The following is a 15,291-nucleotide window of genomic DNA, read 5'->3' as shown; positions in this document are numbered from 1 at the left end:
GCATTCCTCAACCACTGGCGAAGGAGCCCCTGCTAGAGTTTATAGGCGGTCCTAAAACCGCCCCAGTGACGGCCGTTGATGAAGATGGGGGCATCCACCTCCTTCATCCAGACGATGTTGCCGTTGCCCATGTCGCGGGCATAGGTCTGGATCAGGACGGGACGGGTATTACGGGCCGCGCACAGGCCGGCCCGGTCGTCGAACATCCGCATGTTCCGGCTGTTGGCCGCATTCCATTCCGGATCGTCCGGCCGCTGCGGCTTGGAATAGATCTTGTTGTGGACCGGCAGGTAGCCGTTGCGGTCGACGGCCGCGCAGAACGCCATGGACTGGGCATTTTCCAGGATTTCCTCCTGGATCGGCGGCAGCACCTCTTCAAGCCGTGCCACGAAGCGGGTGCGGACCTGGAGGGGATTGGATCCCGGGATCGGCTCGTAATTGGTGTCGAACAGGTCGCTCTGGGAAAGCTTGCCGTCTTCGACAAGCCGGGTCAGTTCACCCGATATGCGCGCAGCACCCGACTGGGCCAGCTCCACATACGATGCGTGCTCTTCCTGGAACGCGGTTATCTGCCGGTCGAGTGCGTCCCTGAAGCCGCCGTCCATCTCGCCAAAGGTGCAATGATAGCCATTCACCGAGTGGCCGACGACCCGGATCGGCACGCTGCCAATGGTGTCGAGCGAGAGGTCGGCAGTTTGTTCCGGAACCAGGATGCCGTCTTCCTCGCATTTCAAAAGGGCGCCGCCGAAGGAGATGTCCAGTGACTGGACGGAGGCGGTCCGGCCGTTCACGGTCACATGGCCGTTCAGCTTGATCGGCAGGCGATCGAACTTGCGCCGGTCGCCCAGTTCGTTCTGGCGGATCATCATGGTGAACCGGCTGCCGAGGGCCTGGATCGCGGCCCCCATCTCGTTGCCGGCCATGTTGGCCGCCTGGCCGCCTTCTTCGGCCCGTGCCGCGGACGTGTCGATGGTATCGACACGCCGGGCGACTTCCTCCACGAAATTCGCCGTGTCGCCGGCATGTTCGCGGATCGCCGTCGTTGTGCTGACCTGTTCCTGTACGGCATTTTCCACCGCCGCGAAACTCGGACGGATCTGGCCGATCACCTCGATGATGCGGTTGACCGAGGCGATGCTCGCCTCCGCCGATGCCTGCAGACGCTCGATATTGGAGACGATTTCGTCGGTCGCGTTCTGGGTCTCGACCGAAAGCGATTTGACTTCATTGGCGACGACCGCAAATCCCTTGCCGGCCTCGCCCGCCCGGGCGGCTTCGATGGTCGCGTTGAGCGCCAGAAGATTGGTCTGCTTCGCCACATCGGAAATCAGCTTTACGACATTGGTAATGTCCTCGATCGCCGAATGCAGTTCCATCACGCCCGAATTGGCTTCATCGGCGACCTCGCGGGCCTGTTCGGCAAGCTGGTTCGACTTGACGACCTGCTGACCGATTTCATTGCTGGAGGTGGCCAGTTCGCTGATGGAATCCGCAAGATCCGTGGCGTTCTTGTGCGCCAGGCCGCTTTGTTCGCGCAGCGCCTTGCTGTCGGTCCGGATCGAATCCAGAAGGCCCAGCTGCTCGGTGATCCGGCTTCGCACCTTTTGCATCGAACCGCTGATGGATTTGGCGGAAACCTGAAGATCGTCCTCGATGGCATCCAGCGCATAGGCAAGCATGTTGTCCATCTCGTCGGAATCGGCCGCGGCCGTCACGTCGAGGTCTTCGTCGATCTCGTCATGGTGAATTTCGGCAGTAAGTATATTGTTGTTGTTATGGTTTTTTCTTTTGAAGAACATTGCCGTCCTCCCGGGGTTCTTCGGAGCATGCTTCTGATAATTTCTCTATGACTTTCAACGGTAATGATATTCGCTGAAATTATAGTTAATAAGTTATAGCGATCCTGATGGCAGATGCCGGTGCGGCTGAGGGAAACCGAAACGGCCGTCGAGGGCGGGCGAAAAACGTGCGCTTGGCAGGATTTTCCGGCCGATCTTGCAGCCTGCGGAGAAGGGGCGGTCCCGATGCCGTCGTCTCCCCTTTGCCGGGGGGGCGCCGGGAAGCGGAATTTTATGAGTCCATCACCTAGACCCTGTATCGCAAGCCATGCTACTGAGCCCCGAACCTTGGAATGTCTTGGAGAGGCGATGAGTGACGCTTGGAAACGCCTGGCGGCCGAAAAGGCGGTGGAAGACGTCCGGCCGGGGATGAAGCTCGGTATCGGAACCGGGTCCACTGCGGAGCATTTTGTCAGAGCTCTCGGCGCGCGCGTTCGGGAAGGTCTGGATGTGACCGGCGTGCCGACTTCGGAACGGACGCATCAGCTCGCGAGCGAAGAGGGGATACGCCTTTCCACGCTGGACGAGATGCCGGAGCTCGATCTCACGGTCGACGGCGCCGATGAAATCGACCCAGAGATGAGACTGATCAAGGGCGGCGGCGGCGCCTTGCTGCGCGAAAAGATCGTTGCGGCGGCGTCGAAGCAAATGATCGTGATCGCCGACGAGAGCAAGCTCGTCGACGTTCTCGGCCGCTTTCCGCTGCCGATCGAAGTGGTGCCGTTCGGCCTGGGCGCGACCACTCTCGCCGTCAGGGACTGCCTGTCCGGGCTGGGATTGTCCGGGCAATTGACCATCAGGGGCGGGGATGAACATCCTTTTGTCACAGATGGCGGGCATTTCATCCTGGATGCTGAACTTGGACGGATACCGGACGCCGACGCTTTGGCCGATAAGCTGGTTGCGATTCCCGGGGTCGTCGAGCATGGTTTGTTCATCGGCCTTGCTGCCAAAGCCTATGTCGCCGGAGCAGACGGTGTGCGGACCATTGTCGCTAGCCGCTAGATAATGTGAATTGAGGCCCTCGGAAGAACATGTGCCCGGGGCCGATGTTGGAGTTTGATTATGGTTCTTAAAAACTGCCTGAAGGCCGGAACCCGGATTGCCGCTGCAGCGCTTGTGGCTGTCACCCTGCTTCCGGTCATGGTCAATGCCCAGGACAAAGAAGTCTCGGAAGCCCAGCTCGAGGCGGCGCGCAAGGTTGTCGTCGCGAACAAGGCGCTGGATGCCTTCGACGAGATCCTGCCGCTCATGGCCGAGCAGACCCGGACGATCTTCATTCAGGCCGATCCGTTCAAGTCCGACGAGGTTTCGGCGATTACGAATGAAGTTGCCCTGAAGCTGGCTGCCAAGCGCAAAGATCTGAACGAGATGATTTACAAGATCTGGGCCAACCGGTTCTCCGTGGAAGAGCTTGAGCAACTGGCGGAATTCTACAACTCTCCGATTGGTCAGAAGCTTGCCACGGAAACGCCGAGCATCACCGCCCTGTCGATCGGTGCGGCCCGCCAGTGGCAGGACCAGATCTCCACGGAAATGGTCAGCCTCGTGCGCGAGGAAATGCAGAAAAGGGACCAGGAAAACGCCGACGCACCGGCTGCCCCGGCAGCCCCGGCCGGAAAGCCTGCCCAGTAAGGTCCGGACAAACACCGGTTTGACTGCGTGAATGTACAAGGCCGCGTTATGCGGCCTTGTTTTTGCCGTGTGGAAACCGACATTGCGGAAGAGGTTCCGTCGGTCTGGCTGTCGGAAATTTATAGATATGCCGAACAGCAGATCGGCGGGATTACGAGGCGATAATGAGCGATTTTGACTACGACCTGTTTGTGATCGGCGGCGGATCGGGCGGCGTGCGCGCCGCAAGGATTGCAGCAAACCATGGTGCCAAGGTCGGGATCGCCGAGGAATATCGCTACGGCGGCACCTGCGTGATCCGCGGCTGCGTTCCCAAGAAGCTCTTTGTCTATGCCTCGAAATTTTCCGAGGAGTTCGAAGATGCCGAGGGTTTCGGCTGGACCGTTGGCGAAAGATCCTTTTCCTGGGAAAAGCTGGTGACGGCGAAAGATCAGGAAATCACCCGTCTCGAAGGCATCTACCGGCGCAATCTTGAGCGCAGCGATGTGGAGCTGCATGACAGCCGTGCGGTTCTGGAAGGACCGAATACGGTCCGCCTGCTGGCGACCGGCCAGACGGTGACGGCGAAATACATCCTGATCGCGGTCGGCGCCTCACCCAATGTGGACGCGGATCTGCCCGGCGGCGAGCATGTCATTACCTCAAACGAAGCCTTCCATATGACCGATCTCCCGGAAAAGATCGTGGTCGCAGGCGGCGGCTACATCGCGGTCGAATTCGCCGGGATCTTCAACGGCCTCGGCGTCGAGACGACGCTTCTTTATCGCGGTGAGGAAATCCTGCGCGGTTTCGACATGGACATGCGCAAGGGAGTCCATGAGGAAATGGAGAAAAAAGGCATTCGCGTCATCTGCGGCGACGTCTTTGCCTCCATCGAAAAAGATGCATCCGGTGTGCTGACGGGCAAGACGAAAGGTGGCGAGATCCTGACCGCCGGCCAGATCATGTTCGCCATCGGCCGGTCGCCGCATACCAACGACCTCGGCCTGGAAAAGGCCGGTGTCGAGCTCGACCGGATCGGGGCGATCAAGGTCAACGACCAGTCGCAGACATCCGTCCCGTCCATCTATGCGGTCGGTGATGTCACCAACCGGGCCAACCTCACTCCGGTTGCCATTCGCGAAGGCCATGCCTTCGCCGATACGGTGTTCGGCAAAAAGCCCTGGACGGTCGATCACAGCCTGATCCCGACGGCCGTCTTCTCCCAGCCGGAGATGGGCACGGTCGGTCTGACCGAGGAGCAGGCGCTTGAGAAGACGCCGAACCTCGACATCTACAAATCGAGCTTCCGGCCGATGAAGCACACGCTTTCCGGACGTGACGAGAAAATGCTGATGAAGCTGATCGTCGACGCGGACACGGACAAGGTGCTCGGGGTCCACATCCTCGGCCCGGATGCGGGTGAACTGGCTCAGGTTCTCGGCATCACGCTGGCCATGGGAGCCACCAAGGCGGATTTCGACCGCACAATTGCCGTTCATCCGACCGCGGCAGAGGAACTTGTCACCATGCGCGAACCGACGGAGCGCCTGCGCGGCTGACCGGTTCGGGCATGAGGCGAGAGACCCGGCGCATTTTCGCAAGGTTCAATCAGGCAGCGTCGCTGGTGTGATCATCCTCGGCGCCGCTGACGGACATGGCGAACAGGTGCTTGATATCACGGGCGAAAGCGGCCTGGCCTCTGCCGTTCTCCTTGGAATAATAAAGCGCATCGTCGGCGGCGGCCATCAGCCCCTCAGGGGTTGAGCCGCATTCAGGGGCCGTCACGATCCCGATGCTCAGGCCGATTTCCGCCGTCTTTCCGTTGTCAAGCGGGATCGGCGCTTCGACCGCGCCGATAAGCTGGCCGGAGAGCAGGGTCAGGCGTCCGCGGTCGGTGAAGCCGCGGTAGAGGATGACGAACTCGTCGCCGCCAAGGCGGGCGACCAGTCCACCTTTACCGATAATGTCGGTCATGCGCTGAGCAACCGCCTTGATCACCGTGTCGCCCGCCGCGTGGCCATGGGTGTCGTTGACGGATTTGAACTTGTCCAGATCGCAATGAATGATGGCGAACGGGGACGCCGGCAAGTCATCGGTCGCGGATTTCAGAACCCGGTTGAACTGCAGCCTGTTGGCAAGGCCGGAAAGCGTGTCGTGCAGCGCCAGATGGCGGTTCTGGCGTTCGCTTGCCTGCAGGGAGCTTGTCAGCCGGCCGATACGCCAGGCGATCCCGAACGCGAGCACTGCCAGAAGAAGGCTGAGGATCAACACGATCGGGATGACGGTCGGCCAGATCGAACTGCCCAGCGCCCGGCTCTGCCAGGAGAAGCTGCCCAGGGGCTGACCGTTGGCGTCGCGGACGAAGTGAGACGGGCTGCCCGGAGCCGCGATCACATCTCTCAGGAAGGTGAGATTGGTGAAGGAAAGCTGGCCATTGAGGCTGGACAGCATCTCCTCATCGATAAATTTGGCCGACACCAGGATCACCGGCTGGCCGGCCGGTAAGGTTATCTTGTCCTGGTCCGGAACGATCGGCATGGCGGTTGCGAGCGCCGGCTTGTCATCGATCACGATGAACCCGACAGCTGCGTATTGCGGCGGCTCAAGGCCTTGAAGGGACCTGTGGCTATAGCCTCCCGGAATCCGGACCCGGTTGGACATGTAGAGCGCACGCGCCTTTTCAACGAGCGGCAGGTAGCCGGGTGTTTCGTTCAGGGGCCGGTTGATGATGTGGGTGTAGTCCTCGAAGGATTCTGCAAGGACCTGGTTGCCGTGGGCAATGATCAGGACCTTGTTGTAACTGTAGTCCTTCCACAGGCCACGGATTTGGCTGCGGACGAAATCGTAGTCGAAGGTCCGGATGATATTGCGGACGGACTCGTCCCAGTGCGAGACCTTCAATTGCTCGCGGATCATCCGGTATTTCTGGTTTTCAAGCGTATGCTGAAACAGGCGCTTTTCGTTTGCGATCGCCTGCTGGTCGGACGCCTGCGAAGCCACATAGCCCACGAACAGCAAGGATGCGGAGGTCACGGCGATCAGGATCCCGGCCAGCAGGAATGCAAGCTTGGAGATATGTTGCCGGGGGGGCGATGCCTCCCGGTTGCTGAATTGCCGGTTCATCTTCGTCACGCGTTGGAACCTCGCTCAGAAACAAAGATCGCCGTCAGAAAAGTCATGATTGATCCGGACACCTGAAAAAATCTGCCCTAACGTTACCGTCGATGAGTTAATATGAAGTGGAATTGCACGGTGAATATCCGTTAACTAGCTAATATTACGGATGTTTTTCAATCACAGGTTTTCTGGTGGGCGCTTGCATCCAGGTTTCTGAAAGCCTTTCGGATGCCCGTAAGCGCTCCTGCAGTTTTATTGCCTGATATTTCCGGTGTTGTTATTTCAGCAGCCCGTCTGCCGCCTGCAAGCCACTCAGATAAGCGCCATGAACCGTGCCCCGGTAACGCGCCGTCGTGTGCTCTCCGGCGAGCCGGAGTGCCGGGCCTGACGGCTGGGCAAGGGCATCGAAATCCGACGGTGTGCTCCCGACGGCCGCAAAGGAATAAACGCCGCGAGCAAAGGCGTCTTTTGACCACGCTGACCGCATGACGCCTGCGGGGGCCGGAAGCGCGGACCCGAAAAGTCTGCGCAATGTCGCCATGGCATCGGCGATAATCACGGCATCGGACATCCCGTCAGCCTTGAGCGCGGCGTCGCCGGAACAAATCAGCATGAGGCTGTCCTGACCGGTAACGGCTCGCAGGTTGAATATGCTCGGCCAACGGCCGCGTGTTGCGTCCGCATTGAGGAAGAAATGCGGATCGCCGGGCCAGACGGGAGTATCGAATGTGAGCGCAAGCTTTGCCATGTGCCCGAAGCCGATCCGGTCGATTGCCTTCGCCTGCCGGGCGGGCAGGGGCGGGTCAAAGCGGATTGCGCCGGCTTTCAGCACCCCGAGCGGGACCGTGCAAATGACGTGATCGGCCTGATATTTTCCGGCGTCCGTCTCAACGACCGCATGACCGGAGCCGTGTTGGATAGTGCGGACGGTTTCGTTGAGCCTGATCGTCAGGTCACGCGCCAGCAAACCGCAAATCCGGTCGTACCCCCCTTCAAGGATCGCATCAGGTCCGTCGAACGCGTCATCCTCGTCGAAATAATAGGCCGACAGGTCTTCAAGCCGTCCGCCGGTATCGGCTTCCGTATCCGCGCCCAGGGCGCAAAGAAGCGGATCGTCGAGAAATCGCGGCATTTCGGAGAGAAGCGCCGTCAGAAGAGGGCGGTCTTCATCCTTGTCCAGGCGCGCGTCGATCCTGTCCAGAAGGGTCTCGTATCTGGCTTCCGCCTTCTCCGGCACAGCGTCGGGAAGCAGTGCGCCGTCCGGCCCGAAGGCAAGCAATTCGTCATAGTCGGTTTCTACCGGATCCGCCCCGGCCTGCCGGGCCAGCTTCATGAGCGGGTTGCCGTTTACCCCGTGAATCCAGTTGGCGCCCCTTTCCAGGACTTCGCCAAGGGACCGGTCGGTGTCGATCCGCCCGCCGATGCGGTTTCGTGCCTCCAGAACCAGAACATCCCAGCCGGCATCCTTCAGGGTTCGCGCCGCTGCAAGACCTGACATGCCGGCTCCTATGACCAGAACGCTTTTCTGCCGGCCTGCCGCCAGCACGGGCATTGCTAGGGACGATGCGAGGGTTCCCAGACCAAGGGTCTTCAGAAGACGTCTGCGCGTGATCTTATGCGGCATGGAAGGTGTCAGCCGATTTGCGCTCACGCTGCTTTTTTGAGGAGACCAGGTCCCTGGCGCTGAAGACAGCCCGGTTGCGGCCGGCATCCTTCGCTTCGTAAAGCGCCTCATCGGCTGCCGCGAAGATTTCCGTTTCCAGAGATCCAAGTTGAGGAGCAAATGCGATGCCGAGGCTGATGCCGACGCTGGCGTTGTTGCATGCGTCCAGTTTGATCGGGCGGCAGACGCTTTCCAGAATATCGTCGGCGAGGGCCTTGAGGCTTTCCCGGTCCGAACGGCCGTCGAACAGGATGACAAATTCATCGCCGCCGATCCGTCCGACCGTGCCGGCGTCGCCGACGGCCACCTGAAGCCGTTTGGCGACTTCGCAAAGCACGGTGTCTCCGGCGGAGTGGCCGTAGGTGTCGTTGACCGCCTTGAACTTGTCCAGGTCACAGGCTGCAAGCGCGAAAGGACGCTCCGGCAGGCGGTCGATTGCGTGAGAGAGGAGATCCGAAAACAGCATGCGGTTGGCAAGACCGGTCAGCGGATCGTACTGGGCGAAATGGCGGTTTCGAAGTTCGCTTTGTTCCAGCGAGGCCGACAATCTGCCGATTTGCCGTGAAACGACGAGTGCTGCGACAGATAGAAGAGCCGCCAGCGCCACGGCTATGGGCACGACAAGTCCCCAGATTTCCTGCCCCGGCGTGTCATGCGTCCAGACAAAATGGCCGATCTTTTCGCCTTGCAGCCCGGTCAGGGCACGGCGGGCGGTTCTTCCTTCAGGTGCTTCACCGTCCAGAAAGGCAATGTCTTCCAGGGACAGCGGGGCATTGAATTCCTTGACGAAGGCATCGTCGATGTGCTTCGCCGAAATCAGGATCACGGGAGGCTCTTCGCCCAAGGTGACGGTGCCGTCGTCCGGCACAATGGCCATGGCGCTCAACAGCACCGCCTGTCCGTCGATCCGCGAAAAGGCGAATTCGGAGACATCGGCCACCTGCCTCGTCGTTATCCGTTTCTGGCCGTAGCCGTCCCCCAGATCGATCCGGTTGCGTTCGAATTTTGCACGAGTGCGGTCGGCGAGGATCTTGAGCGGATCGCCCGGCTTCAAGGTCTCCGGCGTGAAGTCCACCTGGTGTTCCAGGGAGCGGGCGAGAACCCGGTCGTCCGGCCCGATCAGATAAGCCCGATGCAGATTGTAATCGTACCAGAGCGAGTCGATGAACTCGTCGCGGACGAAATCCTGGTCGAAATCATGTGCGATGTTTTCAACAGACCGGTCCCAGCGGGCGACGCTGAGCTGGTCGCGGGCGATCAGCAGCTGCCGGTCGTAAAGCGCATTGTCGAAGATCAGGGTTTCGTTTTCCAGCGCCTGCCGGTCTGCTGAGCGGGAGGCGACATAGCCGACCAGAAGCAGCGACATGCTGGCAAGCAGGATCAGCATGGCCGCAAGCCCGTAAACGCGGACCGCAATCCGCCCTGCCGGCTTTTGATCGCCGGCGCCTGTCAAAAAACTATCGGTTTTCAATTGCTGACTGCCCACCCCGAACAACCAGCAGCTCTCGTACGTGCCGGGATGAAAATGTCCCCGGCAGCGAACCGGCGCCGCTGAATTCATTGTCAGAATAACGGAGAAGCGTTAAAGCCTGATGGCCAACTATGGCAAACAAGTTCTTTACGGATTTCTTTGCTTCAGCCGATACCGACCGCCTTTACGAAAGCGTCGATTTCAGCCTCCGTATTGAACGCATGGACCGAGGCGCGCACCAGGGCATCGAGCCCGCGTGGCGGCAGGTCGATCTGCGCTGATGTGGCTCCGGAGACCGATACGTTGATCCGGTGTCCGGCGAGCCGGGCCTTCGTTTCCGCCGGATCTTCGCCGTTCTTGAGGAAGGTGACGATGCCGCCCTTGTGCAGTCCCTTGTCGTGAACGGTGATGCCGTCCCGTTTCGACAATTCGCTTCTGAGCTGAGCGCCGAGCTCGATGATGCGCCGGGAAAGACCGTCCATGCCGAACCGGAGAGCGTAACCGGCAGCGACCCCCAGGCCGATCTGGCCGGCGACATAGCGTTCCCAGTTTTCGAAACGCCGCGCATCCGGTTTCAGGACATAACTTTCCGGTCCGGTCCAGGTCGTGGCCTCCAGATCCACGAACGGGGGCTCCAGCTGATCGAGGACCGTATCGCTGACATAAAGGAACCCGGTGCCACGCGGCCCGCGCAGGTATTTCCGTCCGGTGCCCGAAAGCAGGTGGCAGCCGATTTCGCGAACGTCAAGCGGCACCTGGCCCGCGGATTGGCAGGCATCAAGCAGGTAGAGAAGATTGTGTTTTTCGGCGATCCGGCCGACTTCTGCGGCAGGATTGATCAGCCCGCCGAACGTGGAGATATGGGTCAGCGCAATCAGGCGCGTCTTGGGAGTAATGGCAGCTTCCAGCCCCTTGAGGTCGATCTGTCCGTGTTCGTCGTCATCGATCAGGTCGATCTCGATTCCCGCCTTTCTTTTCATCTGCAGGAGCGCGACGAAATTCGAGACATATTCCGACCGGCCGGTGATCACCCGGTCGCCGGGCCGGAAGTCGATACCGTAAAAGGCCATGTCCCAGGCGCGGGTCGCATTCTCGACAAAGGCGATTTCGGAGGTATCCGCGTTCAACAGGGCCGCCATATTGGCGTAGAAGGCATCGGAGGTTTCCTGGTGAGCTGCCGCGGCCTCGTAGCCGCCGATCCTGGCTTCCAGATCGAGATGATCCTTGACCGCATCAAGCACGGGTTTGAGCGCAAGGCCCGTACCGGCATTGTTGAAATGTATGACGTTTTCGCAGCCGGGCGTATCGCGGCGCAGAAGAGTAACGTCTTCTTCGTTGAGGCTGTCGCTCATGTGGATTTCCCGGCTCCTGATCGTCGTGGCGTCTTTACGGGACGGCGGTTCGTCCCTACATCCGGACTATGACCATTAGTTATTTCGGCTACGGCTCCCTCGTCAATTCTGCCACTTTGCCCGAGACCGCACAGGTAAGGCCCGGGCGGCTGGAAGGCTGGGTGCGGGAATGGCGGATCCGCGGCTCCAACCAGACCGGCCGGGGCGTCTGTTCCCTGAGCGTCGCTCCGGAAGAGGGCGCGAGAATCCGGGGTGTGCTTGCGACCGAGCCGAAAGACGGCCTGGCAAAACTGGAACAGCGGGAATGGAAATACGACCGTATCGACGGGGTCGGAGGCGCGTTCCGCTGCGACCTGGAAAACCTGCCGGGCCCTGACGACATGTTCCTGTTCCGCTCAAAGCCGGAACATAACGACTGGGGCGATGCGGATCACCCCATCCTGCAAAGCTATCTCGACTGCGTCCTCGCCGGCTTCCATGCGCTCTGGGGAGAGGATGGGGTCATCCACTTCCTGGAGACGACCCGAGGCTGGCACGTGCCGATCCTGGCGGATCGCGGCGAGCCGATTTATCCGCGTGCGATCCGCCTTGAAGCGGTGATGGCGGAAATGATCGACGATCACCTTGCAGGACAAAAGGTGCGCTATCTGGCGCCGGCCTGAGTATCAGCAGTCTTCCACCGTTTCCGCGATCAACTGGTCGACGACGCCTTTCAAAGCCTCATCCGAGGATGAGCCGCCGGAGATCATTGTCTCGTAAAGGCCGATCTGCCGGTCGGCGGACGTGCCTTCCGCGACGATCTTGCGGATCCGCGCGATTTCCGCCTCGCAGCCGAAGAAGGCAATGTCCTCCTGAAGCAGGTCGATCATTTCCTCGATCAATTCGCCATAGGGCATCAATGTGCCGCGGCCGTAGTCGATGAGGTCCGCGCCCGTGCCGTGGCGTTCCGCCAGCCAGCGGTTTTCGGCAATGAGAAACCGGGAATAGGTCCGCCAGCGCATGTTGGATCGCCGCAGGCGGTAAAGCATGCGGCACAGGCAACGGAACAGGGCCGCGATCGCGATCGCATCCTCCAGCCGGGTGCACAGGTCGGTAATCCGCATTTCAAGCGTGGGAAAGCGGGCAGACGGGCGCAGGTCCCACCAGATCTTGGTCCCGTCCTCGATCACGCCGGCCTTGATCAGGACGTTGATGGTGCGCTGGTAGTCGGAAAAGCTCTCGAAGGTTTCCGGCAGTCCGGTTCGGGGCAATTCGTTGAAAACCGCCATCCGGTAGGACTTCAGACCGGTATTGCGTCCGCGCCAGAAGGGGGACGACGTGCTCAGCGCCAGAAGGTGGGGCAGGAAATAGGCGATCTGGTTGAACAGGTCGATCCTCAGTTCCTCATCCTCGATGCCGACATGAACATGCATGCCGCAGATTAAAAGCCGGTCGGCGACGACCTGCATCGCCTTGGCGATATCGTTGTAGCGGTCCTTGTCCGTGTGCGGCTGGCGCATCCATTCCGCAAACGGATGCGTGGAAGCGGCAATCGGCGCCAGACCGTAAGGGTGGGCCTTTTCCGCTATGGTTCGCCGCAGGAACCGCAATTCCTGTCGGGCCTCGTCCAGCGACGCGCAGACCGGCGTACCGACCTCGATCTGGCATCTCAGAAATTCGGGACTGACCCGGCCTTCCAGGGCGGCTTCGCAATCGGCAAAAAGCTCGGCGGGCGGGGCGCTCGCAAGGTCACGGGACCCGCGGTCGACAAGAAGATATTCCTCTTCGATGCCGAGAGTGAATTGAGGCTCGATCATGGAAGAAGCTTCGGCTTTGCCGGCAAGGCCGGTCAAGTCCGTTTATTCCCGGACTTCCGCCGGTTTGGGCGGATATGAACGCCGAGGCCTAGCCCATTAGCCCCTGAAGCAGGTAGCCGACAATCCAGGCGATGGCCGCCGCCGCCATCCCGATCACCGTGGTTTCCAGTCCGGACCAGAACCAGTGCTGGGTCGACCAGCGCGACTTGATCGAGCCGATGCCGAAAAAGGCGCTCGCCGTCAGCAGTGTCGTTATCTCGGCGGACGCCGGTAAACCGAATACGAACGGGATCAGCGGCAGGCTGCCGCAGATCACGAAGGCGGCGAAGGTCGACAGGGCGGCCTTGAAAGGCGAGCGCTGGGCGGCGGACAGGCCGTATTCCTCCTGCATCATGGTGTCGATCCACGTTTGCTGCTGGGAGGTGATGATGCCGACCAGGGTTTCCAGCTCTTCGCCAACGTAGCCTTTGGCACTATAGATCTGGCGGATTTCCTCGCGTTCGCCCTCCGGTTCCAGTTGAATATGCTTTTCCTCCACCAGCTTGAGGCGGCGGTAGTCGTCTTCCTCCGTCTTGGTGCCCGAGTAGTTCGCCGCCGCCATGGAAAAGCCGTCGGCGAAGAGGTTGGCCAGTCCGAGGATCAGGATGATCGGGGTCGACAGGTTCGCCCCGACCGCACCTGCGACCACGGCAAAGGTGGTCACCGCACCGTCGATCCCGCCATAGACCCAGTCGCGCAGGTAGTTGATCGTCGGCCCGTCATGCAGCCTGTCGGCAATATCATCCGGCGCATGGCTGTGTTCGAGGCTCATCTGCGGTATCCTTGTCGTTGCTGCTGGCGTTGACCGGTAAATTCACTCTACTACCTGTGGTCTTGGAGAAAAGACCCGTGTATAACCCGCGCACGTTTGCTCATGAGGTGCAGCGCGATAGATCAATCGGACCAATCCGGGCAGAACAAATCATAAGATTATGGGTGCGCCCGGCACCGAGTGCAGGAGTTGAAACAATGGCGGAGAAGTGGACACCGGACAGCTGGAGATCGAAGCCGATCGTTCAGGTGCCGGATTATCCCGACAAAGAGGCCCTGGCAGAGGTTGAAGGCCGTCTGTCGACCTATCCGCCGCTGGTTTTTGCAGGTGAGGCGCGTGACCTGAAGCGCCAGCTTGCCAATGTCGCGGCCGGAAAGGGTTTCCTGCTTCAAGGTGGTGACTGTGCGGAGAGCTTCGCCGAGCACCACCCGGACCACATCCGCGACTTTTTCCGCGTCTTCCTGCAGATGGCCGTTGTTCTGACCTATGCCGCCAGCCAGCCGGTGGTAAAGGTCGGCCGAATTGCCGGCCAGTTCGCGAAACCGCGCTCTTCCAATACCGAGAAGAAGGGCGATGTCGAACTGCCGAGCTACCGGGGCGACATCATCAACGATATTGCGTTCACGCCGGAAAGCCGGATCCCGGATCCGAACCGGATGAGCATGGCCTACCGCCAGTCGGCCGCGACGCTGAACCTGCTGCGCGCGTTCGCGCAAGGGGGCTTCGCCAATCTCGACCAGGTGCACCAGTGGATGCTCGGTTTCATTTCCGACAGTCCCCAGGGGCACCGTTACAAGGAACTGGCCGACCGGATCACCGAGTCGCTTGCGTTCATGCGCGCCTGCGGTGTGGATTCCTCGAGCGTTCCGCAATTGCGCTCGACCGATTTCTTCACCAGCCATGAAGCCCTGCTTCTGGGCTATGAACAGGCGTTCACCCGCGTCGACAGCACCTCCGGCGACTGGTACGCCACCTCCGGCCATATGTTGTGGATCGGCGACCGGACCCGCCAGCCCGACCACGCTCATGTGGAGTTCTTCCGCGGTATCAAGAACCCAATCGGCCTGAAATGCGGCCCGTCGATGACGCCGGACGGTCTTCTGGAACTGATCGACATCCTGAACCCGGAAAACGAGCCGGGCCGCCTCACGCTCATCGCGCGCTTCGGCGCCGACAAGGTCTTCGACCACCTGCCGCAGCTCGTCCGCGCAGTGGAGCGGGAAGGCAAGGTCGTGGTCTGGTCCTGCGATCCGATGCACGGTAACACCGTCACCGCCGGCGGCTACAAGACCCGGCCGTTCGACCGGATCCTGAAGGAGGTCGAGGCCTTTTTCGCCGTTCACCGGGCCGAAGGCACCCATGCCGGCGGCGTTCATGTGGAAATGACCGGCCGCAACGTGACCGAATGTACGGGCGGTGCGCATGCGCTGACCGCGGAACAGCTCGGCGACCGCTACCATACCCATTGCGACCCGCGTCTGAATGCGGACCAGGCGCTGGAGCTCGCCTTCCTGATCGCTGAAAACCTCAAGAAGGAGCGGGACGGCCGCCGGTCGGAACCGCTGGCGGTCAACGCCTGACGGACACTGTCAGAAATACGGATAAAAGAGCGGCATTTTGCCGCTC

Annotated in this window: 12 protein-coding genes; 5 read left to right on the top strand and 7 right to left on the bottom strand. The window is 60.7% G+C overall.

The features are described from left to right. Window positions 1-32: 32 nt before the first annotated feature. Window positions 33-1,799, bottom strand: coding sequence for a methyl-accepting chemotaxis protein (locus HK439_RS10190; RefSeq protein WP_190291308.1), 1,767 nt, complete (start codon window positions 1,797-1,799; stop codon window positions 33-35). 348 nt (window positions 1,800-2,147) lie between these two features. Here HK439_RS10190 and rpiA point away from each other — a divergent pair, with 348 nt between their 5' ends. From rpiA to gor, 3 genes are all read left to right on the top strand, one after another. Beyond that, a complete protein-coding gene (gene rpiA, locus HK439_RS10185; RefSeq protein ID WP_190291307.1) occupies window positions 2,148-2,843 on the top strand; it encodes a ribose-5-phosphate isomerase RpiA in 696 nt (231 codons plus the stop codon). Window positions 2,844-2,903: 60 nt separating this feature from the next. After that, on the top strand, window positions 2,904-3,473 hold the full coding sequence (locus HK439_RS10180) for a DUF2059 domain-containing protein (RefSeq protein ID WP_190291306.1): 570 nt from the start codon (window positions 2,904-2,906) through the stop codon (window positions 3,471-3,473). Window positions 3,474-3,637: 164 nt separating this feature from the next. Beyond that, the gene (gene gor / locus HK439_RS10175; protein ID WP_190291305.1) at window positions 3,638-5,014 is read left to right on the top strand and encodes a glutathione-disulfide reductase; all 1,377 of its coding nucleotides are present in this window, start codon (window positions 3,638-3,640) and stop codon (window positions 5,012-5,014) included. 49 nt (window positions 5,015-5,063) lie between these two features. Here gor and HK439_RS10170 read toward each other — a convergent pair whose 3' ends face one another. The 4 genes from HK439_RS10170 to HK439_RS10155 all read right to left on the bottom strand — a co-directional run bounded on the left by HK439_RS10170 (window position 5,064) and on the right by HK439_RS10155 (window position 11,058). Next, window positions 5,064-6,578: a diguanylate cyclase domain-containing protein gene (locus tag HK439_RS10170; protein WP_235987779.1), complete on the bottom strand. Its 1,515-nt coding sequence runs from the start codon at window positions 6,576-6,578 to the stop codon at window positions 5,064-5,066. Window positions 6,579-6,849: 271 nt separating this feature from the next. After that, complete coding sequence (locus HK439_RS10165) at window positions 6,850-8,124, bottom strand: flavin monoamine oxidase family protein (protein WP_268956887.1); 1,275 nt, start codon at window positions 8,122-8,124, stop codon at window positions 6,850-6,852. A 61-nt stretch (window positions 8,125-8,185) separates the two neighbouring features. Then, on the bottom strand, window positions 8,186-9,706 hold the full coding sequence (locus tag HK439_RS10160; protein ID WP_209011706.1) for a diguanylate cyclase domain-containing protein: 1,521 nt from the start codon (window positions 9,704-9,706) through the stop codon (window positions 8,186-8,188). 164 nt (window positions 9,707-9,870) lie between these two features. Next, entirely contained in the window at window positions 9,871-11,058 is a 1,188-nt protein-coding gene (locus tag HK439_RS10155) for an aminotransferase class V-fold PLP-dependent enzyme (RefSeq protein WP_190291301.1), read from the bottom strand. 68 nt (window positions 11,059-11,126) lie between these two features. On the opposite strand from HK439_RS10155, the gene HK439_RS10150 reads away from it, so the two are divergent. Further along, window positions 11,127-11,720 carry a gamma-glutamylcyclotransferase family protein gene (locus HK439_RS10150; RefSeq protein ID WP_190291300.1) on the top strand — a complete coding sequence of 198 codons (594 nt, stop codon included), beginning with the start codon at window positions 11,127-11,129 and terminating at the stop codon, window positions 11,718-11,720. A gap of 3 nt (window positions 11,721-11,723) precedes the next feature. Here the strand turns inward: HK439_RS10150 and HK439_RS10145 are convergent, their stop codons facing one another. Further along, on the bottom strand, window positions 11,724-12,854 hold the full coding sequence (locus HK439_RS10145; RefSeq protein ID WP_190291299.1) for a carboxylate-amine ligase: 1,131 nt from the start codon (window positions 12,852-12,854) through the stop codon (window positions 11,724-11,726). Between the two features lie 88 nt (window positions 12,855-12,942). Beyond that, window positions 12,943-13,665 (bottom strand): VIT1/CCC1 transporter family protein, encoded by a 723-nt coding sequence (locus HK439_RS10140; RefSeq protein ID WP_190291298.1) that lies wholly within the window; start codon window positions 13,663-13,665, stop codon window positions 12,943-12,945. Window positions 13,666-13,862: 197 nt separating this feature from the next. On the opposite strand from HK439_RS10140, the gene HK439_RS10135 reads away from it, so the two are divergent. Beyond that, a complete protein-coding gene (locus HK439_RS10135; protein ID WP_190291297.1) occupies window positions 13,863-15,245 on the top strand; it encodes a class II 3-deoxy-7-phosphoheptulonate synthase in 1,383 nt (460 codons plus the stop codon). Window positions 15,246-15,291: the final 46 nt, after the last annotated feature.

The sequence above is a fragment of the Roseibium aggregatum genome (assembly GCF_014692675.1).
GTDB lineage: Bacteria > Pseudomonadota > Alphaproteobacteria > Rhizobiales > Stappiaceae > Roseibium > Roseibium aggregatum_C.
The sequence above is the reverse complement of the archived record's forward strand: the minus strand, read 5'-3'. Positions and strand labels throughout refer to the sequence as shown.

Coding starts and splice junctions, on each gene's coding strand:
- HK439_RS10140 (WP_190291298.1), bottom strand. CDS start 13,665: ATGAGCCTCGAACACAGCCATGCGCCGGATGATATTGCCGACAGGCTG.
- HK439_RS10145 (WP_190291299.1), bottom strand. CDS start 12,854: ATGATCGAGCCTCAATTCACTCTCGGCATCGAAGAGGAATATCTTCTT.
- HK439_RS10165 (WP_268956887.1), bottom strand. CDS start 8,124: ATGCCCGTGCTGGCGGCAGGCCGGCAGAAAAGCGTTCTGGTCATAGGA.
- HK439_RS10180 (WP_190291306.1), top strand. CDS start 2,904: ATGGTTCTTAAAAACTGCCTGAAGGCCGGAACCCGGATTGCCGCTGCA.
- gor (WP_190291305.1), top strand. CDS start 3,638: ATGAGCGATTTTGACTACGACCTGTTTGTGATCGGCGGCGGATCGGGC.
- HK439_RS10135 (WP_190291297.1), top strand. CDS start 13,863: ATGGCGGAGAAGTGGACACCGGACAGCTGGAGATCGAAGCCGATCGTT.
- HK439_RS10155 (WP_190291301.1), bottom strand. CDS start 11,058: ATGAGCGACAGCCTCAACGAAGAAGACGTTACTCTTCTGCGCCGCGAT.
- rpiA (WP_190291307.1), top strand. CDS start 2,148: ATGAGTGACGCTTGGAAACGCCTGGCGGCCGAAAAGGCGGTGGAAGAC.
- HK439_RS10190 (WP_190291308.1), bottom strand. CDS start 1,799: ATGTTCTTCAAAAGAAAAAACCATAACAACAACAATATACTTACTGCC.
- HK439_RS10150 (WP_190291300.1), top strand. CDS start 11,127: ATGACCATTAGTTATTTCGGCTACGGCTCCCTCGTCAATTCTGCCACT.
- HK439_RS10170 (WP_235987779.1), bottom strand. CDS start 6,578: ATGAACCGGCAATTCAGCAACCGGGAGGCATCGCCCCCCCGGCAACAT.